This is a genomic window from Sphingomonas sp. SORGH_AS_0879, assembly GCF_030819175.1.
In the GTDB taxonomy this organism is placed as follows: Bacteria; Pseudomonadota; Alphaproteobacteria; order Sphingomonadales; family Sphingomonadaceae; genus Sphingomonas.
The window spans coordinates 3227968-3253340 of sequence record NZ_JAUTBJ010000002.1; the positions used below are offsets into that span (position 1 = coordinate 3227968).

General features: G+C 66.4%; 1 protein-coding gene. It reads right to left on the bottom strand.

What is annotated here, in order from left to right:
* Window positions 1-45: 45 nt before the first annotated feature.
* A complete protein-coding gene (locus tag QE379_RS15360; protein WP_307001832.1) occupies window positions 46-25353 on the bottom strand; it encodes a YDG domain-containing protein in 25308 nt (8435 codons plus the stop codon).
* Window positions 25354-25373: the final 20 nt, after the last annotated feature.

Consider the following 25373-nt stretch of genomic DNA (forward strand, 5'->3'; position numbering starts at 1 on the left):
TTCGGGCGCCGCCACCGACGACGCCCAATTCCTGCCTCACCTCACTCAACGTTGCAGAAACCTGATGATCGGGGTGATGATCCGGTTCGTCGGATAGGGAAGCGTGAAGCCCTTGGCCGGCACGCAATTGCCCGCACTCTTGGAACCCGAGGCGCAGGCCTTATCCCCTTCCCCGCCGTCACGATCGTTCGAGTCTTTCGCCGTACCGTCGCCGTTCTGGCCATCGGTACCGCCTTGGCTATCACCATTCTGCCGCCGCCCGGTATCATCCTGAGCTCCGGCATTCTGGCCATTCTTGCCGTCCTGCGCGTCGCCACTCTGCTGACCGTTGGCGTCCGTCCGTGTGCCAGTGCCCTGACCGTTCTTCCCGCCAGAAGCGCTGCCAGTCTGCTGACCGTTGGCGTTGGTCTGGCCGCCGGCACCTTGGCCGTTCTTGCCGCCCGAAGCGCCACCTGCCTGCTGACCGTTGGCGTTGGTTTGGCTGCCGCCGTTCAGGCCATTCGTGCCGCCCTTGGCGCCACCTGCCGGCTGACCGCTGGCGTTGCCCTGGGGGGCGGCCCCACCCTGCCCGGCGCCGCCGAAGGGGTCTGTAGCGAACCAGGGAGCCGTGGAGATGGAGTTCGAGCCGCCGGAGATGCCCCCCGCACCCGTGTCGGCTCGGATGACCGGAGGCAATTGGTTGCCCAATGAAGCCGCCTCCTTCACGATTTCCGGGGTCACAGTTCGGCCGCCACCGTCGGTGTTATTGGCGACAATGCTGAACCGGCCATCCACGACGGTGACCGCATAGTTCGGTCCGGCCGAGAGGCTACCCTGCCGGATGACATAGCTGCCCACGCTTTCCCCGGCGTCGCGAACGGCAGTGCCGGTCATCGTATCACCCGTCATCATGCCGCCGGCGGTGACCGTGAAGCTCAGTGCGGGATCGGCCTGCCCCTGCACCTTCGACGCGCTGTTCAGGGTTACGACGACATCGCGCGGCGTGATGAGGCCAAGCGCATTGACCCTGACGACATTATAGTTGCCGCCGCCATTGCCATCATCGAGCGTCCAGTTCGTCACCGCGATCGACCGGTTACCGGCATCCTTGCCGTCGAAGGCCTGCTTCAGCCCGGTCATCTGGTCGCCGGTCACCAGGCCGCTGACCGTCACCGTGCCGTTCGACGCCATCGTACCGTCATAGGCCTTGCGGTCGGCGGTCGCCATCACCGTCAGATCCGTTTTGCGGATCGTGGCGACGCCGTTCGCGATCGGTGCGAGGGTATAGTTGCCCGCATCGGCACCCGCCAGCATGACCCCGAACAGTGTCACCGCCTTGTTGGCGCCGACATTCCGGTCCGCGAACGCCATGTTCGCCGCCACAGCGACACTGTCGCCGTTCACGACATTGCCGAGCGAGCCGATGCTGCCGCTCGCGACGGTCGTGCCGTCATAGACCTTGTCGTTCACCGTGACCGCAGCGGTCAGGGTGCGCTTCGCGATGACGCCCGAGGCATCCTGGAGCGTCAGGGCATAGTTGCCCCCGTCATTGCCGTCCGCCAGCGAGACGTCGACGACCTTGATCCGTCGATTGCCCGCATTCTTGGCGTCGAAGGCCTGGGCGGCCGTCGCGGTGTCGCCCGCGATCAGGCCCAGTACCTGGACGGTGCCCGACGAGGTCGTTGTGCCGTCATAGACCTTGTCCTCGCCCGTTGCGGTCAGGGTCAACCGCGCCCGTGCGACATCCGCGACGCCACGCACCGTCTGGTTGACCAGCTCGTAGTTGCCGAACGTATTTCCATCGAGCGCGTAGCCCGTCAGGTCGACGCTCTTGCCGCTGCCCGCATTGCGATCCGCCAGCGTACCGGTGACGCCGCTGGTGTCGAGCACGACGCCATCGGCCGCCAGCAACGCCTGCGTCATGGCATCCCCGCCCGCCGCGACGAACGTCAGCGTGCCCAGTTGGCTGTGATCGAGCAGCGTACGACCGTCATAGGTCTTCGCACCCAAGCCCGAGCCGACAACCGTCACCGCGCGCGGCGTGATCGTGCCGACATCAGCGGCGGCGCTGTTCGACAGGAGGACATAGTTGCCCGCATCCGCGCCGGTAAGCGCCATGCCGTTCACCGTAATCCGCTTGCCGGTGCCGACATTGCGGTCGGCATAGCTGGCGCCCGCCATGGTCAGGGTCAGGGCGTCGCCCGCGATCACACCATCGATGTTGACAGGCAACAGGGTGGCGGCGGTCGTGCCGTCATACACCTTGCTGACCGTGCCGGTGAGCTGGCCCGTCAGCATCTTCTGCGCGACGGAGCCGTTCGCGACGATCCGGACGACGGCATAGTTGCCGCCGTCATTGCCGTCGCTGATGGTCCAGCGGTCGGCCAGGATCGTGCGGCTGCCCGCATTCTTGCTGTCGAAGGCCTGGGTGGCGGTCGCGGTGTCGTTCGCGACGAGACCGCTGATCGCGACCGTCCCGACCGACGCCGCGGTGCCGTCATAGACCTTGCTGTCGGCCGCCGCCGTCAGCGTCAGCAGTGCCTTGGCGACATTGGCCGTGCCGCTCGCGATGGTGCCGAGCACGTAATTGACGGCATCCGCACCGGACAGCGTCACGCCGTTGACGGTGACCGACTTGCCGATACCGGCATTGCGGTCGACGAACGCGAAGGTCCCGGTGCCGTTCGCCGCGACAGCGTCGCCAGCGACCACGCCAGACAGGCCGGTGATAGTGCCGGTCGCAACCGTCGTGCCGTCATACACCTTGTTCGCGACCTGCGAGGTGACCTGCAGTTCCTTGCGGCTGATGACACCCGCGACCGGGTTGCCGAGGCTGACGGCATAGTTGTTGCCGCCATTGCCGTCCGCGATCGTCCAGCCACCGTTGATCGACAGCGTGCGGTCGCCCGCATTCTTGCTGTCGAACGACTGGGTTGCGTTGACCACGTCGCCCGCGATCAGGCCGACCGCCTGTACCTGCGCCGCCGAGGCGGTCGTGCCATCATACACCTTGCTGTCGGCCACCGCGTTGAGCGCGATCGCCTTGCGCGTGATGGTGCCCGTCCCGTTGCCGGTCGTGCTCAGCACGTAATTGGCCGCGTCTGCGCCACCCAGCGTGGTGCCGGTGAGGGTGACCGCCTTGCCGATACCGGCATTGCGGTCGGCGAACGCCAGCGTTCCGCCCGACAGCGTCACCGTCTCGCCGCTCACCAGGTTCTGAAGCGCGCCGAACGTACCGGTCGCCGCAGTGGTGCCGTCATACTCCTTGGTATCGACCGCGACCGAGGTGGTCAGCACACGCTGGGTGATCGCACCCGCCGCATCGACCAGCGTCACCGCATAGTTGTTACCACCGTTACCGTCGTTGAGCGCATAGCCCGCAGCGACCCGCAGCGTCCGTCCGCCAGCATTCTTGCTGTCGAAGACCTGGCTGGCGGTGACGCTGTCGCCAGCGACCAGACCGTTGGCAACGACCGTGCCGGTCGAGGTCGAGGTCCCGTCATACTGGCGGATATCGCTGACGGCGGTGAGCGCGAGGGCGGCCCTGGCGATCGTCGCCGTGGCCGAGGTCGGCAGCGGGACGAGATTGTAGTTGGCCGCACTCAGGCCCGACAGGGTACCGGTGCCGATCGTCACCGTCTTGTTCGCGCCCGCATTCCGGTCGGCGAACGCCATCGCGACCGAAACCGCGACATCGTCCCCGGCGATCACGTTCTGCAACGGGCTGATCGTGCCGGTAGCCAGCGTGGTGCCGTCATAGACCTTGTCGTTGACGGAAACCGAGGTGGTCAGGTCGCGCTTGGCGATCACGCCATTGGCGTCCTGCAACGTCACCACATAGTTGCCGCCGCCGTTACCGTCGGTGAGGGTGACCCCACCCACCTGCAACAGACGCGATCCGGCGTTGCGGCTGTCGAACGCCTGGGTCGCGGTGACCGTGTCACCGGCGACGAGGCCGGTGACGGCGACCGTGCCGCTCGACGCCGACGTGCCGTCATACACCTTGCTGTCCGCGACGGCCGACAGGGTCAGCTGCGCCCGGGCGACATCCGCAAGGCCCGTGGTCGTGGCGGATGCCAGGACATAGTTGCCGAATACGTTGCCATCGAGCGTGTAGCCCGACAGCGTCACGCCCTTGCCGGTACCGGCATTGCGATCCGCCAGCGTGCCGGTGACGCCGGTCGCGTTCAGCACGACGCCATCGGCATTCATCAGCGCCTGCGTCGCCGCATCGCCATCCGCCGCAAGGAAGGTAAGCGTCCCATGCTGGTTGGTACCCAGCAGGGTCGTGCCGTCATAGGTCTTCGCACCCAGACCGGTCGTCGTCACCGCGATCTGGCGAGCGGTGATCTCGCCGACACTCGCGGATGCGGTCGTGCCCTGGAGCAGATAATTGGCCGCATCCACGCCGTTCAGCGTGATGCCCGACACCGTCACCAGCTTGTTCGCACCGACATTCCGGTCGGCATAAGTGGCGCTGCCCGTCGTCACGGTAACGGCATCGCCCGCGATCACGCCGAGCAGATTGGTCGGCAGCAGCGACGCCGCCGTCGTCCCGTCATAGACCTTGGACACGGTGCCGGTGATCTCGCCGGTCAGCAGCTTCTGCGCGATGGTGCCGACCGCATCGACCTTCGTGACGGTATAGTTGTTGCCGCCGTTGCCGTCGTTGATCGTCCAGGCATTGGCGCTCAGCACGCGGCTGCCAGCGTTCTTCGTATCGAACGCCTGGGTCACGCCGCTGATCGTGTCACCAGCGACCAAGCCGCTGTCGGTCACGACACCGGTCGACGACACCGTCCCGTCATAGGTCTTGCTGTCGGCCGCCGCCGTCAGCGTCAGCGTCGCCTTGGCGACATCGGCCACCGCCTGGAGCGAGGCGTTCGTCAGGACATAGTTGCCAAGCCCGTTGTTGCTCAGGCCATAGCCCGTCAACGTCACGCTCTTGCCGTTGCCCGCATTGCGATCCGCCAGCGTGCCGACGACCGCGCTCAGGTCCGCCGCGACGCCGTCACCGGTCAGCAGCGCCTGCGTCGCGGTGTCGCCATTCGCCAGCACGAAGCTCAGCGTACCGAGCTGCGCCGCCGTCAGGCCGCTCGTGCCGTCATAGGTCTTGGCCGCATTGCCCGTGACGCTGAGCGCGATCTGACGCGCCAGGATCGTGCCGACCGATGCCTGGGTCGAGGTCGATTGCAGCGCATAGTTCGCCGCATCGGTCCCCGCCAGCGCCAGACCCGACACTGTCACGGTCTTGCCCGTACCGACATTCTTGTCGGCATAGGTCGCCCCGGTGCTCGACACCGTCACCACGTCGCCCGCGATGATGCCGTCCAGATTGGCCGCGCTCAGCATGGCCGTGTCGGTGCCGTCATAGGTCTTGCTGATCGGGCCGGTGATCTGCCCGGTCAGCAGCTTCTGCGCGATGGTGCCGACCGCATCGACCTTCGTCACCGCATAGTTGTTGCCGCCATTGCCATCGCTGATCGTCCAGGCATTGGCGCTCAGCACGCGGTTACCCGCATTCTTCGTATCGAACGCCTGGGTCACACCACCGATCGTGTCGCCGCCGACGAGACCGCTGGCGTTCACGACACCGGTTGAGAGCAGCGTGCCGTCATAGGTCTTGCTGTCCGCGACCGCCGTCAGCGTCAGCGTCGCCTTGGCGATGTTGGCGGTGCCGTTGGCGATCGAAGCGATGGTGTAGTTGCCAGCATCCGCGCCGGTCAGCGTGACGCCACTGACGGTGACCGTCTTGCCGTCGCCCGCATTGCGATCGACGAAGGCGAACGTGCCGTTGCCATTGGTGAGGACATCATTGCCCGCGATCACGCCGACCAGGCTGGTGATGACGCCCGTCGCCGAGATCGTGCCGTCATAGACCTTGTCGTTGACGGACGCGTTGGCCTGCAACGCCTTCTGGCCGATCGTGCCGGAGGCGGTGGAGCCGATGCTGACGGCATAGTTGTTGCCGCCATTGCCGTCCGCGATCGTCCAGCCGCCATTGACGGCCAGCGTGCGGGTGCCAGCATTCTTGCTGTCGAACGATTGGGTCGCGGTGACCACGTCACCCGCGATCAGGCCGACCGCCTGCACCTGCGCCGTCGAGGCGGTGGTGTTGTCATAGACCTTGGTATCGCCGACCGCGTTCAGGACGAGCGCCTTATGCATGATCGTACCCGTGCCGTTGCCGATCGTGCTCAGGACATAATTCGCCGCATCCGCACCGGCCAGCGTCGCGCCGGTGACGTTGACCGCCTTGCCCGCGCCCGCATTGCGGTTGGCGAAGGACAGCGTCCCGCCCGACAGCGTCACCGTCTCTCCGGCGACGATGTTCTGCAGGGCGCCGAAGCTGCCGGTCGCCGCCCTATTGCCGTCATACTCCTTGGTATCGACGGTAACCGAGCTGGTCAGCACACGCTGCGTGATCGCCCCCGTCGCGTCGACCAGCGTTACCACATAGTTGTTGCCGCCATTGCCGTCATTGACCGCATAGCCCGCATCCACCCGCAGAGCGCGGCTACCGACATTCTTGTCGGCGAAGGACTGGCTGGCGGTGAAGCTGTCACCAGTGACCAGGCCAACCGCCTGGACCGCACCGGACGAAGCCAGCGTGCCGTCATACTGGCGGATATCCGTCGTCGCCGTCAGCGACAGCGCGGCCCGGGTGATTGCCGCGGTCGCCGTGCTGGCGATCGGAAGCAGGGTATAATTGCCCGCATCCGCCCCCGTCAGCGCAACACCGCTGATCGTGACCAGCTTGCCGGCGCCGACATTGCGATCGTTGAACGTCATCGCCGCCGTCGCATTGACGGTGTCGCCGATGACAAGGTTCTGGAGCGCCCCGAACGTGCCGGTCGCGGCGCGCGTGCCGTCATAGACCTTGTCGGCGACCATGACCGCCGCGGTCAGTTCCCGCTTGGCGATCGTGCCCACCGCGTCCTGCAGCGTCACGACATAGTTGCCGCCGCCATTGCCGTCGACGATGTTGTAGCTGCTGACCTGCAGCACACGGTCGCCCGCATTGCGACTGTCGAAGGACTGCACCGCCGTGGCGGTATCGCTACCGATCAGCCCGGTCATCCCTACCGAGCCGGTCGACGTCCGCGCACCGTCATAGGTCTTGCTGTCCCCCACGGCGTTCAGCACCAGCGTCGCCCGCGCGACATCGGCCAGACCGCCCACCGTGGTGGACGACAGCACATAGTTGCCGAGCCCGTTGCCATCGAGCGCATAGCCCGTCAGCGTCACGCCCTTGCCCGTGCCCGCATTGCGGTCGGCCAGGGTACCGGTCACGCCGGTGGCGTTCAGCGAGACGCCATCGGTGGACAGGAGAGCCTGGGTGGCGGCATCGCCATCGGCCGCAAGGAAGACGAGCGAGCCCATCTGGTTCGCCGCCAGCAGCGTCGTACCGTCATAGGTCTTCGCACCCAGGCCGCTCGTGCTGACCACGATCCGGCGCGCGGTGATCTCACCCACGTTCGCGGACGTGGACGCGCTCTGAAGCACATAATTGCCCGCATCCGCGCCGCTCAGCGACATGCCCGACACGGTGACCAGCTTGTTGGTACCGGCATTCTGGTCGGCATAGTCCGCGCCGGTGGTGCTCACGACCACCGCATCGCCCGCGACTACGCCCAGCAGGTTGGTCGGCAGCAGCGTCGCGGTCGTCGTACCGTCATATACCTTGGTGACCGTGCCGCTGAGCTGACCGCTCAACAGCTTCTGCCCGATCGATCCCGCGGCATCGACCTTCGTCACCGCATAGTTGCCACCGGCATTGCCGTCGCTGATCGTCCAGGCGTTGGCGCTCAGCGTGCGGTTGCCCGCAGCCTTGCTGTCGAATGCCTGAGTCAGGCCGCTGATCGTGTCGCCGGCGACCAGACCGGAGTGCGTGACCACGCCGCTGGACGCGACGGTGCCGTCATAGGTCTTGCTGTCCGTCGCCGCCATCAGCGTCAGCGTCGCCTTGGCGATGTTGGCGGTGCCGTTGGCGATCGACGCGAGGCTGTAGTTACCGGCATCCGCGCCCGTCAGGGTCATGCCGCTGACGGTGACCGCCTTGCCGTTACCGGCGTTGCGATCGACGAAGGCGAACACGCCGCTTCCGCCCAGAGCCACGGCGTCGGCACCCACCACGCCCGACAGGCCGGTGGCCGCGCCGGTCGCTGCGATGGTGCCGTCATAGGTCTTGTCGTTGACGGTCGCGATCGCCTGGAGAACCTTCTGGCTGATCGTGCCGAAGGCGGTGCCGCCGATGGTGACGGCATAGTTGCTGCCGCCATTGCCGTCCGCGATCGCCCAGCCGCCATTGACGGCCAGCGTGCGGTCGCCCGCGTTCCTGCTGTCGAAGGACTGGGTCGCGGTGACCACGTCGCCCGTAACCAGGCCGACCGCCTGCACTTGCGCCGCCGAGGCGGTGGTGCCGTCATAGACCTTGGTGTCCGTCACCGCGTTCAGGACGAGCGCCTTCTGCGTGATCGTGCCCGTACCACCGCCGATCGTGCTCAGCACGTAATTGGCCGCATCCGCACCGGCCAGCGTCGCGCCGGTCACATTGACCGCCTTGCCCGTGCCCGCATTGCGGTTGGCGAAGGACAGCGTGCCGCCCGACAGCGTCACCGTCTCTCCGGCGACGACGTTCTGGAGCGTACCGAACGTACCGGTCGCCGCCGTATTGCCGTCATACTCCTTGGTATCGACAGTGACCGAGCTGGTCAGCACGCGCTGCGTGATCGCACCCGTGGCGTCGACCACCGTCACCACATAGTTGTTGCCGCCATTGCCATCATTGACCGCATAGCCCGCATCGACCCGCAGCGCGCGGCTGCCGACATTCTTGTCGGCGAAGGACTGGGTCGCGGTGAAGCTGTCACCCGACACCAGGCCAGCAGCCGACACCACGCCGGTGGAGGTCCGCGTGCCGTCATATTGGCGCACATCAGTCACCGCCGTCAGCACCAGCGATGCCTTGGCGATATCCGCCACGCTGTCCGCGATGTTGGTCAGCGAGTAATTGGCCGCATCCGCTCCACTGAGGATGATGTTCGACGCCGTGACCGTCTTGGCCGCCCCCGCATTGCGATCGGCGAAGGCCAGGGTCGCGGTGACGCCCACGCTGTCGCCTACGACCATATTCTGCAACGGCCCGAACGTGCCGGTCGCCGTGGTCGTGCCGTCATAGACCTTGTTGTTGGCGGTGGCGATGACGCTCAACTGACGCTGCGCGATCGTGCCGGTGCCATCGACACGCTGGACGACGTAGTTCGCGCCGTTATTTCCGTCATCGAGGGTGTAGCTGGTGACCTGCAACGCGCGGTTGCCCGCGTTGCGGCTGGCAAAGGCCTGCGACAGATCGGTGACGGTGTCGCCGGTCTTCAGCCCGACGACGCCGACCGTACCGGTCGAGGCAACCGTGCCGTCATAGGTCTTGCTCTCGTTCGCCGCCGTCAGGACCAGCGTCGCGCGATCGACATTCGCCAGGCCGCTGACCGTGTCGGAGGCCAGCACATAATTGCCCAGCGTATTTCCGGCGAGCGTATAGCCCGACAGGGACACGCCCTTGCCGGTGCCCGCGTTGCGATCGGCCAGCACGCCGGTCATGCCCGACGCATCCAACGAGACGCCATCGGTCGCCATCAGTGCCTGCGTCGCCGCATCACCGCTGGCCGCGGTCAGCGCCAGCGAACCCAACTGGCTGTGCGCAAGGGCTGTGGTCCCGTCATAGGTCTTCGTCCCCAGACCGGCCAGGTTGAGCGTCACAGTACGCGCGAAGATGGTGCCGATATTGGCGCTCGCCGAGTCCGACTGGAGCAGATAATTGCCCGCCGAGCTGCCGCTGAGGTCCATGCCCGTGATGGACACGGCCTTGTTGGTCCCGACATTCTTGTCGGCGAAGGTCGCACCGGTGTTCGAGACGATGACGTCGTCGCCGCTGATGATGCCCGCCAGATTGGCGCCGCTCAGCGTGGCCGTGTCGGTGCCGTCATAGGTCTTGGTGACCGTTCCGACGAGCTGGCCGGTCAGCAGCTTGCGATCGATCGTGCCGACCGCGTCGACCTTGATGACCGAGTAGTTGTTGCCGCCATTGCCGTCGCTGATCGTCCAGGCATTGGCGCTTAGCACGCGGGTGCCCGCATTCTTGTTTTCGAACGCCTGGGTCATGCCGCTGATCGTGTCGCCACCGACCAGGCCGCTGGCCGTCACGACACCGGTCGACAGCGCCGTCCCGTCATAGGTCTTGCTGTTCGACCCTGCGGTCAGCATCAACGTCGCCTTGGCGATGTTGGCCACCGCCTGGATCGAGCCGTTCGTCAGGACATAATTGCCCAGCCCGTTGTTGACGAGGTCATAGCCCGTCAGCGTCACGCTCTTGCCGTTGCCCGCATTGCGATCCGCCAGCGTGCCGGTCACGGCGCTCAGGTCCGCCGCGATGTTGTCGCTGGTGAGCAATGCCTGGGTCGCGCTATCCCCGTCCGCCAGCACGAAGCTCAGCGTGCCGAGCTGGCCAGCCGTCAGAGCGGTCGTGCCGTCATAGGTCTTGGCGGCGGTACCGCTGACGCTGATCGCGATCTGGCGCGCCAGGATCGTGCCGACCGACGCCTGCACCTGGGTCGACTGCAACGCGTAGTTCGCCGCATCCGTCCCCGCCAGCGCCAGGCCCGACACCGTCACGGTCTTGCCCGTGCCGACGTTCTTGTCGGCATAGGTCGCGCCCGTGTTCGACACCACCACCGCGTCGCCCGCGACGATGCCGTCCAGATTGGCCGCGCTCAGCGTGGCCGTATCGGTCCCATCATAGGTCTTGCTGATCGAACCGACGATCTGGCCGGTCAGCAGCTTCTGCGCAATGGTGCCGACCGCATCGACCTTCGTCACCGCATAGTTGTTGCCACCGTTGCCATCGCTGATCGTCCAGGCATTCGCGCTCAGCGCACGGGTGCCTGCGTTCTTGCTTTCGAACGCCTGCGTCAGGCCGCTGATCGTGTCACCGGCGACCAGACCGCTGGCGGTCACGACCCCGGTCGACAGCACCGTGCCGTCATAGGTCTTGCTGTCCGCCGCCGCCGTCAGCGTCAGCGTCGCCTTGGCGACGTTGGCCACGCCCTGGATCGACCCGGTCGTCAGGACGTAGTTGCCAAGGCCGTTGTTGCTTAGCCCGTAGCCGGTCAGCGTCACGCTCTTGCCGTTGCCGGCATCGCGATCCGCCAGCGTGCCGGTGATGCCGCTCAGGTCCACACCCACGCCGTCGGTCACCAGCAACGCCTGGGTCGCGGTGTCGCCGTCCGCCAGCCCGAAGCTCAGCGTACCGAGCTGCGCCGCCGTCAGGTCGGTCGTGCCGTCATAGGTCTTGGCAGCGTTGCCCGTGAGGCTGAGCGCGATCTGACGCGCCAGGATCGTTCCGACCGCCGCCTGGGTCGAGGTCGATTGCAGCGCATAGTTCGCCGCATCGGTCCCCGCCAGCGCCAGACCCGACACCGTCACGGTCTTGCCCGTACCCACATTCTCGTCGGCATAGGTCGCCCCGGTGCTCGACACCGTCACCACGTCGCCCGCGATGATGCCGTCCAGATTGGCCGCGCTCAGCGTGGCGGTATCGGTGCCGTCATAGGTCTTGCTGATCGAACCGACGATCTGGCCGGTCAGCAGCTTCTGCGCAATGGTGCCGACCGCATCGACCTTCGTCACCGCATAGTTGTTGCCACCGTTGCCATCGCTGATCGTCCAGGCATTCGCGCTCAGCGCACGGGTGCCTGCGTTCTTGCTTTCGAACGCCTGCGTCAGGCCGCTGATCGTGTCGCCGCCGACCAGACCGCTGGCGGTCACGACCCCGGTCGACAGCACCGTGCCGTCATAGGTCTTGCTGTCCGCCGCAGCCGTCAGCGTCAACGTCGCCTTCGTGATGTTGGCGGTGCCGTTGGCGGTCGCCGCCAACCGGTAGTTCGACGCATCGATGCCGCTCAGCGTCAGACCGCCGACAGTTACTGCCTTGCCGATACCTGCATCGCGGTTGACGAAGCTGATAACCCCGTTCGACATATCGACCGACACCGCGTCGCCGACGATGACGCCGGTCAGCCCGTTGATGGTGCCGGTTGCGGAGGTCGTGCCGTCATAGACCTTGTTGTTGATCGTAGCGTCGGCGCTGATCGACCTGGGCGTGATCGCGCCCACGGCCGCGTCACCCACCGTGACATCGTAATTGCGGCCGCCGTTGCCATCGATGACAGAGTAGTTGTTGACCTGAAGCGTACGTGCGGCGGCATCCTTTGCGTCGAAGGTCTGAGTGGCGATAACGGCATCGCCGCCGACGAGACCCACAGTCGCGACGATTCCCGCCGAATTCACGGTGCCGTCATAGACCTTGGTATCGCTGACAGCATTCAGCGTCAGCGCGGCAGGAATGATCGCTCCGGTGCCGGACACGGCATCACTGAGGATGTAGTTGCCGGCATCCGTACCGCCCAGTGAAGCGCCCGTGACGGTGACAGCCTTGTTGAAGCCCACATTGCGATCGGCAAACCTCAACGTCCCACCGACTACATCGACATCATCGCCCAGCGCGGCGTTCGTCAAGGAGATGAACGGGGCCGTCGCCGCCGTCGTTCCGTCGTACACCTTGGTGTCGATCATCGCCGTCGCGGTCAGAGACCGACGCGTGATCGTCCCTGTCGTACCGACAAGCGTGACGACATAGTTACGACCGTCAACATCGTCCGAGATACGATAGTCGGAATTCACGGTCAGCGTGCGGCTGCCCGCATTCTTCGAATCGAAGGACTGGCTGGCGGTGAAGCTGTCGCCAGCCTTCAGGCCGGTCGCGGTGACCGTGCCGCTCGACCGGGTCGTGCCATCGTACTCGCGAGTCTGTTCCGCGGCGCGCAGGATCAACGAAGCGGGGGTGATATCCGCGGTCGTGTCGGCGATGGTGTTAAGGACGTAGTTACCGGCGTCCGCGCCGGTCAGCGCAGCCTGCGAGACCGATACGGTTTCCCCGGTCCGCGCATTGCGCGAGGCGAACTGCATGGTCCCTGCGACGCCCAGGCTATCCCCGGCGATGACATCGGTCAGCGTCGTGAACGTGCCCGTGGCGCTGGTCGTACCATCATAGACCTTGTTGTCCGCGATCGCCGTGGTGGTGACCAGTCGCCGAAGGATCCGGCCGGTCCCGGCCACCGTGGTGACCGCGTAGTTTCCGCCGCCATTGCCGTCATCGATCGTATAGCTGTCGACGAGGACCTGCCGCGTGCCGGCGTTCTTCTCCTCGAACTTGGCCGTCGCCGTGAAGGCGTCGCCGCCCACCATGCCGGATGAGACGACGGTAGCGGACGAATTGGTCGTGCCGTCATAGGTCTTCATCTCGCCGCCGGCCGTCAGCGTCAGCGCCTTGCGGCCGACATCGGCCAGCCCCGTCACCGCAGCGGACGAAAGCACGTAATTCCCGGTCGCATTGTTCGTGAGCGCCAGGCCGTTCAGGATCACGCTCTTGCCAGAGCCCGCATTGCGGTCCGCCAGCGTGCCCGTCATGCCCGAGGCATCGATCGCGACGCCGTCCGCCGCCAGCATCGCCTGCGTCGTCGCGTCCCCATCGGCCAGCGTCAGCGTCATCGGCGCGAGCTGGCCGGTGCTGAGCGAAACACTGCCGTCATAGGTCTTGGCACCACGCCCGGACGTATCGATCGTCACCGTCCGCGCGATGATCGCACCGATATCGCCCGAGGCCGAGGTCGAGCGGAGCTGATAATTGCCCGCATCCGCCCCGCCCAGGCTCATGCCCGTCACGGTCACCGTCTTGGCCGTGCCGACATTCTTGTCCGCATAGGTCGCGCCCGTGTTCGAGACGCTGACCAGATCACCCGCGATGATGCCGGCAAGGTCCGCGCTGCTCAGGGATGCGGTGGTGGTGCCGTCATAGATCTTGCTCACCGTGCCGGTGAGCTGACCCGTCAGTTCCTTCTTCGCAATCGTGCCGCTGCCATCGACCAGTGCGACCTGATAATTCGCGCCACCATGGCCATCGCTGATCGTGTAGGCATTGACCTTGAGCGTCCGGCTACCCGCGTTCTTGCTGTCGAACACCTGCGTCGCAGAGGTCAGCGTGTCACCGGCGATCAGGCCGGAATACGTCACCGTGCCAGCCGAGGCGACCGTGCCGTCATAGGTGCGGCTGTCCGCCACGGCGGTAAGCGTCAGCGCCGCCTTGCCGATATTGGCGACGCCGTTGGCGATCGTGCCCAGCGTGTAATTGCCCGCGTCCACACCCGCGAGGCCCCAGCCGCTGGCCGTGACGGCCTTGCCCACGCCCGCATTGCGATCGACGAAGGCGAGCAGCCCGCCGCCGGCGCTGACCGTGTCGCCGGCCACGACGTTCGCGAGCGTCACCGTGCCGGTGGCGGCGGTGGTGCCGTCATAGGTCTTGTCGTTGGCCGCCGCCGTCGCCGTCAGCAGACGCCGCGTGATCGTGCCGCTGGCCGCCGAACCGACCGTCGCGACATAGTTCGCGCCGCCATTGCCGTCAGAGATGACATAACCCGCATCGACCTGGAGCGAGCGGGTACCCGCCCTCTGGACGTCATAGGACTGGGTCGCGGCAACGGTGTCGCCCCCGACCAGACCGGTGACCTGGACCGCTTCGGACGACGTCGTGGTGCCGTCATAGACCTTCTGGCCGGTGACGGCCGTCAGGGTGAGCGCTTTCGCCGTGATCGTGCCGATCGTGCCGCTGACCGTCGAGGCGAGCGAGTAATTGCCCGCATCCGCGCCCGACAGGCTCAGGCCGGATACCGAGACCGTCTTGTTCGTGCCCGAATTCTTGTTGTTGTATACAGCGGTGCCCTGGACGAGCGTTGCGGTGTCGCCGGAAACGACGCCGGTCATGGCATAGTTGGCGTTGCTCAGCGTCGCGCCGGTCGTGCCGTCATAGGTCTTGGACGCCGTTCCCGTCAGCGTCAGCCCCAGCGCCTTCTTCTGGATCGTGCCCAGGCCGCTGATCGTGTTGCTGGCCAGGACATAGTTCGCCGAATCCGCGCCGGTCAGCGACAGGCCGCTGACGACCACCGCCTTGCCGGTACCCGCGTTCTTGTCGGAATAGACGCTGGTCGCGCCCGCGCCGAAGGTCACGGCCTCGCTGCCGATCACGCCGACCAGGGACAGGCCGCCCGCGCCGATCGTGGCGGAGTTGGTGCCGTCATAGGTCTTGCTGACGTCGACCACGGAGGCGGTCAGCGTCTTCGCGGTGATCGCGCCGATATTGCCCGTCACGCTGGTGGCGAAGGTGTAGTTGGCGGCGTCCGCGCCGGTCAGGGACATGCCCGTGACCGTGACGGTCTTGCCGGTGCCGACATCCTTGGTGTCATATGCCGCGACGCCGGTCGACAACGTCGCGCTGTCGGAGCCGAGCAGGCCGCTGACGCTGAAGTTGCCCGACGTCAGTGTCGCGGTCGTCGTTCCGTCATAGACCTTGCCGGCGGTGCCGCCCAGCGCGATCGTCAGGGCGCGCGCCAGGATGGTGCCGTTGTTGGTGGAGACGGTGTTGGCGACCGTATAGTTGCCCGCGTCCGTGCCCGTCAGGGTCAGGCCAGCGACCACCACGGTCTTGCCCGTGCCGACATTCTTGTTCGCGTAGCTCGCCACCGCACCGGCGCCCAGCGTGGCGCTGTCGCCCGTGACGAGGCCCGTCAGCGTGACGTCGCCCGCCGACAGGCTGGCGAAGGCGTTGCCGTCATAGGTCTTGCTCAGTGCGCTGATGCTGGCGGTCAGCGCCTTGGCGGTGACCACCCCGACCTGTGCCGAGGTCGTCGCATTGACCGAATAGTTGCTGGCATCCGTGCCCGTCAGGGCCATGCCCGACACGCTCACCGTCTTGCCGAAGCCGACATTCTTGGTGTCGTAGCTGGCGGTGCCGCCGCTCAGGCTCACCGTATCGCCCGCGAGCACGCCGGACAGCTGGTAGTTGCCTGCCAGCGTCGTGGCGGTGGTCGCGCCGTCATAGATCTTGCCGACCGTGCCCGTCAGCGTCGCCGTCAGCGCGCGGGCCGTGATCGTGCCGATGTTGCCGGTGATCGTGTTGGACGCGATCTGATAGCCGTAGATCCGGTTCGCGCCGTTGCGGGTGACCAGCGCCAGATCGGTGGCGGTGATCGTCTTGCCCGTCCCGACATTCTTGTCGGCGAAGGTCGCCGTCGAATAGATCGTGCCGGTGTCGCCGTTGAGCAGGCCGGTCAGGATATAGTTGGACTGCGGCAGCAGCGCCGAATCCGTGCCGTCATAGACGCGGCTGTACGTGCCCGTCAGCGTCACCGTGACCGTGGGCGAGACGGTGTAGAGGAAGCCGTTGCCCAGCCCCGCCGGGCCGCTGGAGCCATAGGACGCGCCATATTGGATGAAGCTCGCGGCCAGGCCGCCCCGCGTGTCGAGGGTCGGGTCCTGCGACCAGACCAGCCAGCGACTGCCGCTGTTGACCGTCAGCACGCTTGCACCGGCATTGTTGACGAACTTGCTGCCGCTGACGACCTGGAGCGGCGAGATCGCGTCCGAGCCGGTGGCGGTGAGGGTCGCCCCTGAGGCCAGCGTCAGATCGCCGGTGGTACGCAGCGCCGCCGTGCCGAACTTGTTCGTGCCGGAAATGACCAGCGGGCCGGAGTTGACCAGCATCATCCCGTTGGCGATGTCGATATCGCCAAGCGCCGCAATCTCGTTGCCCGAGCGGCCGAACGACACTTCATTGGCCTTGCCGCTGAGCTTGGTCGCGGTGATGTCGACCGACTGGGTGACGTTCGCCTCGCCGGTGAGCACCACCTCCTTCATCAACAGGCCGCCTGCGCCCGCGTTGGACAGCGTCAGGATCCCCTTCGCCCCCAAGGTGATCGAGCGGTTGAACGCGTTATAGCCGCTGACCGAGCGGAAGTTGATGGAGCCCGCACTGTTGTCGCCGAACTGCACCACCGCCGGTCCGCCACTGGCGAGGGAGGTGATCGGATTCGTGGCGATGAAGATATTCTGGTCGATCGTCAGCGAGCCGTCGTCGAGCGCCGTGAACAGCAGGGTGCCCGCAGGCGCGAACACCACCGGCCCGCCCGCGCCGCCCAGCGACATGGAATTGGCCTTCAGCTTCGCCGTGCCCGCAGTGGTCGCGGTGCCGATGCGGTAATAGCTGCTCGACGAATGCTGGATACCCTTGCCCGCGCCGTTGTCGACGCCGGTCAGGGTGATGTTGTTGGTCGCATCGATCAGCCCGGTGGACGTGCCCGCCTCCAGCGAGATGCCCGCATTGGTGGTGCCCGTGCCGGTCGCGGTGCCGGTGATCGAGACGTCCTTGCCCGTGACCGTGCTGGACATGAGGACACCGTGCGAGCCGGTGCCGCTGCCGCCGACGCCCTTGACGGTGATGGTGCCGCCCGTCAGCGACTGGGTCGCGCCGGTCGTACCCGCGATCACGACGCCGCGCGTGGCGTTCCCGGTCGTGCCACGGGTCGAGCCCGAGAGGTTGATCGCGCCGGTCGTCAGCGCGGTGACGCGCCCGGTGCCGCTGGTGCTGACGCCCGGACCGGTCCCGGTCGACGCGCCGAACAGCGTGACAGCCCCGCTTTCTGCGGACAGGGTGAAGTCCTTGACCTCGACACCCGCGCCCGTGCCGCTGCTCAGGCCGTAGATCGACAGGTTGCCCGCCCCGATGACGCCGATATTGGCGATCGAAACGAAGCCGTTGACCGAGCGGAGTTCGAGGTCGCCGCCGATGGTGTTCACGCGGCCGCCGATGCCGGAGATGACGGCACCTGTCGCCTGCATGGTGGAGACGAAGGTCGAGCCCGCGACGGTCGGATCGACGATCGCGGTCAGTGCGCCGGCACCGCCACGCGCGAGGAAGTTGCCGCCGTTGGTATTGACGACGCCCGAGCCGGACACGCCGACCGTCGCGCTGGTGGGGCCGCTCGACGCGGGATCGGCACCGCCCTGCAGCGTCACCGCCATCTTGCCGGTCGTGGCGTTGATCGACGAGGACACGTCGACATTGCCATAGGACTTCAGCGTCAGCGAAGCGGCGCCCGCGCCGGTCTTCGCGATCTTCGACCCCATCGCCATGTTCTGCTTGGTCGTGATCGTCATCGCGCCCGAGCCGGTCTGTTCGATCCAGTTGGTCGGAGCGTTGGACGACGGAGTCGTCTGCACGACTTGGTTCGCGAAGATCGTCAGGTCACCCGGCGTTTTCACGCCGTCGGAGGTGAATGTCCCCCCGGCCGTGATCGTGGTGGCCTTGTTCGCGGCCTGGGTGATGAAGTTCGTGGTGATCCCGTTGAACGCCGTGAGCGCGATGGCGCCGCTGCCGGTCTGGTTGATCGCCGTGGTGGTGATGGAGCCCACGCTCGCGGCCGTCGTGACCGTGATGTCATCGCCAGCGGTCAGCGCGCGGGTCGAGATCACATTAGCGCCGAGGACGCTGAGCTTGCCCGCAGCGCTGAGCGAGGAGTTGACGGTGATGTTGCCCGTCGAAGTTCCGTTGAACGACAGGTCGCCGCCGTTCTGCGCGAAGCTCTCCCAGGTCAGGTTGCCGCTCGTGGCCGAAACGCTGCTGGGGCCGCCGGCAGTTTGCGTGGCGGCTATCCGTGCGTAAATCTCCTTGTCGCCGGTGACGGTGACCGCGCCGGCAGAGGTGATCGACGCATTGGTGGACATCGCGTACAGGCTGTAGGTCGCACCACCAAGCGCAGTGGCGACGATGTTCAGCCCGCCCATGCCGGCATCGAAGGTGACCGGCGTGGCAGAGTTGGACTGACCAAGCTGGATCGCGGCACGATAGTAGTTTGCGCCCCCGCTCGAAGCGCCACCCTCGCCCTTCATGGTCAGCAGGCCGGTGGTGGTCTTGAGCTTGAACGCGGCCGTTCCGTCGATCAGTATGCCCTGCGTGCCGGACGCCGTGGTCTTGCCCTCGATCGTCAACGCCCCGGTCGCGCTGAGGTCGGCCACGACCGAGCCTGCGCCACGCGCGAAGCCGACGTTGGTTGTCGAATTGCCCTTGAGGGTCATGTCACCGGACGAGCTGAACGTCCCGCTGAACATCAGAATGCCTTGGCCGCCCGACGAGGTGCCCGTCATGGTGACACCGCCAGTGCCGCCAGTCACCGTTGCATTGTCACCGATATAAATGCCCTGGTAAGTGAGCGTCCCTGTTGTGGCATTCACCAGGATCTTGCCGGCTGCTGCGGTCGTGAGCAGGGGAGAATTAATCAGGTTCACGGCGGTATAGGTGCCGCTGGTCCCCGTGAGGGTGATATCGCCTCCCGCGGCACTCAGCGACTTGGCTTGAATGCCTATACCGCCCGCCGAAGTACCGATTGCAGTGATGTTGCCGCCGCCGGTGGAGATCGCCCCCGACAATTCGACGCCGGTCTGCGCCGAGTCGCCGATCGCCGCGCCGCCGGCGGCCGATCCGCCGCCGATGGTCAGGTTGCCGCCCTTCGTGGTAACTGTCGAACCGAGGCTGACATAGCCCGACGACGCGTTGTTCGAGCGGCTGTTGAGCAGGACGTTGAGCGCGCCCGCGTTCGACGTGATCGCGCCGCTGACGGTGACGTTGGCGTTCGCGCGGACATTCAGGGTCGATGCGTCGGTCGCGGTGTTCTTGGTCACCGATGCCAGGCTCGCGCTGCCGCCCGTGGTCAGCGTGATGTCGCCCTTGCCCGCGGTGGTGATCGCGCCGAGGGTCATGTTGCCGGTCGAGGTGGCGGTGATGACGCCGTTGCCGGTTTGGCCGATCGTGCCGGTCGAGAGCGTCCCGTTCGCCGCGGTCAGCGTCGTGTCGCCACCCGCGCTGATTGCCTCCGTGCTGATCTGGGTGCCGGAGCTGATGGTCAGCTTGCCGGTCGTGCTGCTGGCCGCGCGCAGGTTGAGGAGACTCGCCGAACCGGAGGCGATGGACAGGTCGCCGCCGCCGCTCTGCGTGAAGCTGCTCCAGATGACGGCGCCGCCGGTGCTGGTGATGCTGCTGTTGCCGCCCGCAGTCTGGGTGGCGGTGATATAGCCCTCGATCGACTTGTTGCCGCTGATCGTGACCGCACCGCCCGAGGTGATGGTGGTGATCCCGGAGTTCGGCGTGTTGATGCTGTAGGCGGCACTGCCCAGCGCGGTGCCGACGATGGTAAGCCCGCCGGTGCCGGCCTCGATCGCGACCGGCGTGGCCTGGTTGCTCGTGCCCAGTTGGATCGCCGACAGATAGTGCGACGAATCCAGCGCGGCGTTGCCGCCGTCGCCCTTCAGCGTCAGCAGGCCGTTGGTCGTGCGCGCGGTGAATTTCGTCGTTCCGGCGACGCTGACGCCGGTCTTGCCGGTCGCGCCGGTCTTGCCATACAGGGTCAGCGCGCCCGTGGCGCCGACGGTGGTCGGGTTGGCCGTGGTGTTGCGATAATAGCCCGATCCCGTCGTCGCCGTGCCCAGCACGCTCATGTCGCCGGTGGACGTGAACGTCCCGCTGCCCATGAAAACGCCATAGCCGTCGGTGCCGGTCCCGGTCAGCGTCGCGCCGCCGGTGCCAGCGGTCAGCGTCGCGCCGTCGCCGAACGTCAGGCCGGTGTTGCTGCCGGTGCCGGTCACAGTGCCGGTCAGCGCGATCTTGCCCGCGCCCGACGTCGTAATCGAGCCGTTGCCATAGACGCGAACGCCATGCCCGCCAGCGCTGCTGTTCCCGGTGACTGTGATGTCGCCGCCGCCAGCGTTCAGGCTCTGGATGAAAACGGCCGAATTCGCCGAGGCGGTGCCGAGGATCGAGATGGCGCCGCCGCCCGTGGTGATGGTGCCGCCGATGTCCGCCCCGCCCCTGGACGAATCACCGATCGCCGCGCCGCCCGCGGCCGATCCGCCGCCGATGGTGACAGATCCGCCCAGCGTCGTGATCGCCACGCCGGACGATACCAGCACCCACCCGGTCGAGGCATCGGTCGACCGGCTGTTGAGCAATATGTTCAGCGCACCCGCCGTCGTGCTGATGTTGCCGCCGACGGTAAGATTGTTCTTCGCCTTCACAGTCAGCGTCGAGGCGTCGGTCGCGTCGTTCTTCGTGATAGTCGGCAGCGTCAGGTCGCCCGCCCCGTTGGTGAGCGTGATATCGCCCTTGTCTGCCGTGGTGATCGCTCCCATCGACAGGCCACCACCGGAGGTGAGCTTGATGATGCCGTTGCCGGTCTGGGTGACCGTCTGGAGCGATATGTTGGTGTTCGTCTGGCTGGCGCCGGTGACCGTCAGGTCCGCTCCCGCGCGCAACGTCGACGTATCGATGCTGCTGCTCGCCGTCAGACTGAGCGTGCCCGCCGCTGCAACCAACCCCTGCGTCATGTTGATGCCAAGCGCCGCATTGACCGTCAGATTGCCGGCGTTCTGCGAGAAGGTCCCCCAATATACGGAGCCAGCGGTGCTGGTCAGCGCACTGGCACCGCCACCCGTCTGGGTGGTCGGGGCATAGAAGATGATGTCCTTGTTCGACGTGACATTGATCGCCCCGGCGGAGTTGATCGTCGTGGAACCTCCCAGCCACGAAACCAGGCCAAGGGTGGCGCCGCCGATGCCGTTGGCAACGATGTTCAGCCCGCCGGTGCCTGCCGTGATGGTGGTGGTGGGCGAATAGGTGTTGCTACCGAACCCGATCGCGGTTTTGAAGATACTGGCGCCTTGATTCGCGCCGCCCTCGCCCTTCAGCGTCAGCAGGCCGGTGGTCGTCGTAAGGTTGACCTTGTTACCGCTATTGCCGTCGACGTAGATACCCTGATAACCGCCCGTCCCGGTCTTGCCTTCGAGCGTCAGCGCACCCTGCGCGGTGATGCTCAAATCCGAACCGCCGCGATAGATGCCGTAGCCGGTCGATGAGGTTCCGGTGATGCTGATGTCACCCGTCGAACTGATCGTCCCGGCAGCGAGGGCGATACCGCTCCCGCCAGCGGTATCGCCCGCCGTACCGGTGATGACGACGCCGCCGGTGCCCCCGGTGACCGTTCCCGTGGTGTCGAACACCAGGGCGTTTGCCGAACCCGACGTGCCGGTCATCGTGATCTTGCCGGCGCCGGAGGTCACCAGCCGACCGCTGGTTTGCAACGTCAGGCCCCGGCCAGTGCTGCTCGTGCCGGTGACGGTAATGTTGCCACCGCCCGCATCCACATTGGTGACCAGCGTGCCGAGGCTGCTGGTCGAGCTACCGGTGATCGTCACGTTGCCGCCGGCGGTGGTGATCGTGCCCGCAATGTTCGCGCCATAGCCGGTGGTGTCGACCGCCGCGCCGCCCGCGGCCGAACCGCCGCCGATGGTCACGTTGCCGCCCCGCGTCGTGATCGCACCACCGTTGCTCACAAAACCGATGGCGGCGTCGGCCGACCGGCTGTTCAACACCACGTTCAGCGCGCCCGCGTTCGTCTCGGCGGTGATGGCATTGTTGGCATAGATGCTGGCGTTGGACCGCACCGTCAGCGTCGAGGCGTCGGTCGCCGTGCTCTTCTTGGTGATGGTGCCGAGAGACACACCGGCGGTGGCGAATATGTCGATCGCGCCCTTGCCAGCCGTAGTCAGCGCGCTGAAATTCAGCGCGCCGCCCGCATAGATGGTGATGGCACCAGCGCCGGTCTGCTCGATCGTGCCGTTCACGGTGACCGGGCCGGACGTCGTCCCACCCTGGATGCTCAGGTCGTCGCCCGCGCGGAGGCTTGCCGTGCCGATTTCATAGGCGGAAGAAAGATTGAGTCGGCCCGCGGAACTGACCAGACCGCGCGTCAGATAGATCGCGCCAAGGTCCGCCTGCACAGTCAGTGTCGCGCCCGCCGACTGCTGGTCGAATTTTCCCCAGCGCACGGTGCCGGTTTCGGCGTAGATGCTGCTATGGCTGCCACCCGTCTGGGTGACGTCGATTTCGCCATAGATGGTGCGGTTGCTTTCGACGGTGACCGCCCCGGCGGAGGTGATCGTGGTGAAGCCGCCGTTGGGCGACATGATGCCGTAGGCGGCGCTGCCCAGCGCTGTGCCGACCATGCTGAGGCCGCCAGTACCGGCGGTAAGCGTGATCGACGTGGGGTTGTTGTTCGAGCCGAGCTGGATCGCCGCGAGATAGTCGTTCGACGTATTGTAGGCAGCGTTGCCACCGGTCCCCTTGATCGTCAGCAGCCCGTTGGTCGTCGTCGCCTTGAACGCACCGGTGCCGTCGATCACAAGCCCCTGCTTGCCCGTCGCCCCGGTGACGCCCTCCAGTGTCAGCGCACCCGTCGCGCTGATGTCCATCACACCTGACACGACGCCGCGCACCAGCCCTCGGCCGGTCGTCGAAACGCCCTTGATGCTCATGTCGCCGGCCGAGCTGAACGTACCCGAACGCAGGAAAACACCAGCCTCGCCGGTGTTGGTACCGGTGATGACGACCCCGCCCGTGCCGCCCACGATCGTGGCGCCATCGTTCAGGTCGACACCGAAATAGTTGGTCGACGCCGTCGTGCCCGTGATCGTGATCTTGCCGGCACCGGACGTCCTGGCCTGGGGGGCACCGTTGGTGGCGAGACCTGTGCCGTTACCGCTTTCACCGACGAGCGTGATATCGCCGCCGCCGGCGTTGATCGAGTTGTATACGACGCCGACGTAGGGCGTGGACTTGCCTCGGATCGTGACGTTGCCGCCCGCGGTATCGATCGCTCCGTAGAAATAGGCCGCGTTGCTGGTGCTGCTCTGCACCGCGCCGCTTGCCGCAGAGCCGCCGCCGACGAGGAGATAGCCGCCATTGGTCGTGATGGCCGTCGAGCCCCCGACATAACCCTCCGCGCCACCGCTGGCACGACTGTTCAGCACGACGTTCAGCGCGCCTACGCTCGACGTGATCGCGCCGTTCACCTGGATGTTGCGGTCCGCGATCAGCGACAGGGTGGCGGTGCCGCCGCCCGACTTGGTGATCGGCGCGGAAAGGGTGATGTCGCCATTGCCCCCGGCGGCGCTGGCGGTGCTGATGGTGACGCTGGTGCCCGCGCTCAGGCTGGTGTTGATCGTCGCGTTGTTGATCGTCGACGATGCCGCCGCCGGGGTGAAGACGTTGGGTGATCCGCCGTTGAAGCTGCCGTTGGTGCTCGCCGCGGTCGAAATGGTAATGTCCGACGGATCGAGCAGCCACTCGCCCGCCTTGCCGCTGACCGCCTTCGCATCCACGGTGCCGAGCGCGTTCAGCACGCGCAGCGACGAGGTTTCGACCCGCCCGCCATCGGTGGCGCCGCTGGCGTCGATCTTGCCCAGGAAATTGGTGTAGTGGTCCGACCACAGCACGGCCTTACCGCCCGCACCGGTGCTGCCCGACACGTCGATCTTCGCCGTTTCCGCCATCACCACCGCGTCCGCGCGTGCGATGTCGTGATCCGCGACGCGCAGCGCGTCCGTCATGCCGCCCTGCCAGTCGCCGCCGACCAGCACACGGCCGCCCAGGTTGCCCGACGCATCCAGCGTCGCGCCGCTGTCGAGCAGGACGTTCTTCGCCGTCGCCTCGATCGCGCCGCCCGCGCCGTCCGCGCGGCGCGCGGTCAGCGTGCCCGAAATCCGCGCTTCCCCGCCTTCGGCGGTCAGGAAGATGCGGCCATCCTTGGCGGACACACCTCGGGCGTTGATCGCGCCGCCCGTGTTGCCGGCGAGCGCGTAGATGTTGCCGCTCTGCGCGCGCAACTCCGCCTCCGCCGCCGCGATCGCGCCGACATTGGTGGCCGAGGTACCGGCCCCGCCGACCACGACCGAGAATTTGCCCGCCGATTCCGACTGGTCGCGCAACAGCACCTGATAGCCCGCGAGCAGCCCCGCCGTGCCCTTGGCCGCGTCGATCTCGCCCTCGTTCGTCACCTTCGATGCGACGAGCGCGACGTCGCCGCCCAGGCTGCCGATCTTGCCGTAATTGACGATCGCCGCTTCGCTGACACCGGACAGCGACAGGTCGCCGCCCGCCATGAATGCCGAATTGGTCAGATCCTGGGTCGAGCCGACGAAGCGACCGCCGACATTGATCTCACCGGTCTTGCCGATGACGATGCCGTTGCGGTTGATGAGGTAGACCGACCCTTCGCCCTTCATCAACCCGTCGATGACGCTGGCGGACGCGCCCTTCACCCGGTTGAGCGTCGCGCCGTCCCGGCCGTTCTGGAACGTCACGGTCGCGCCCTTGGCGATCGAGAAGCCGTCCCAATCGATGATCGCCTTGCTGCTCGCCTGACGGACGGTCATGTCCATCTCGTTCGACTGCACCGTCGCCTGGCCGACGACGACCTGGCCGCCGGTCGGCAGGGTCTGAGCGAAGGCGGGAAGGCTCAGAGGCACCAGCCCTGCCAAAGACAGACCGAAGATCGGCGCCGAAGCGAAGAACTTGGAGCGGGTGCGTGAACGAACGATCATTTTTCTATCCAGTACAAAAT

Excerpts from the sequence above, each read along its gene's own strand:
- QE379_RS15360 (WP_307001832.1), bottom strand. The coding sequence starts at position 25,353 with ATGATCGTTCGTTCACGCACCCGCTCCAAGTTCTTCGCTTCGGCGCCG.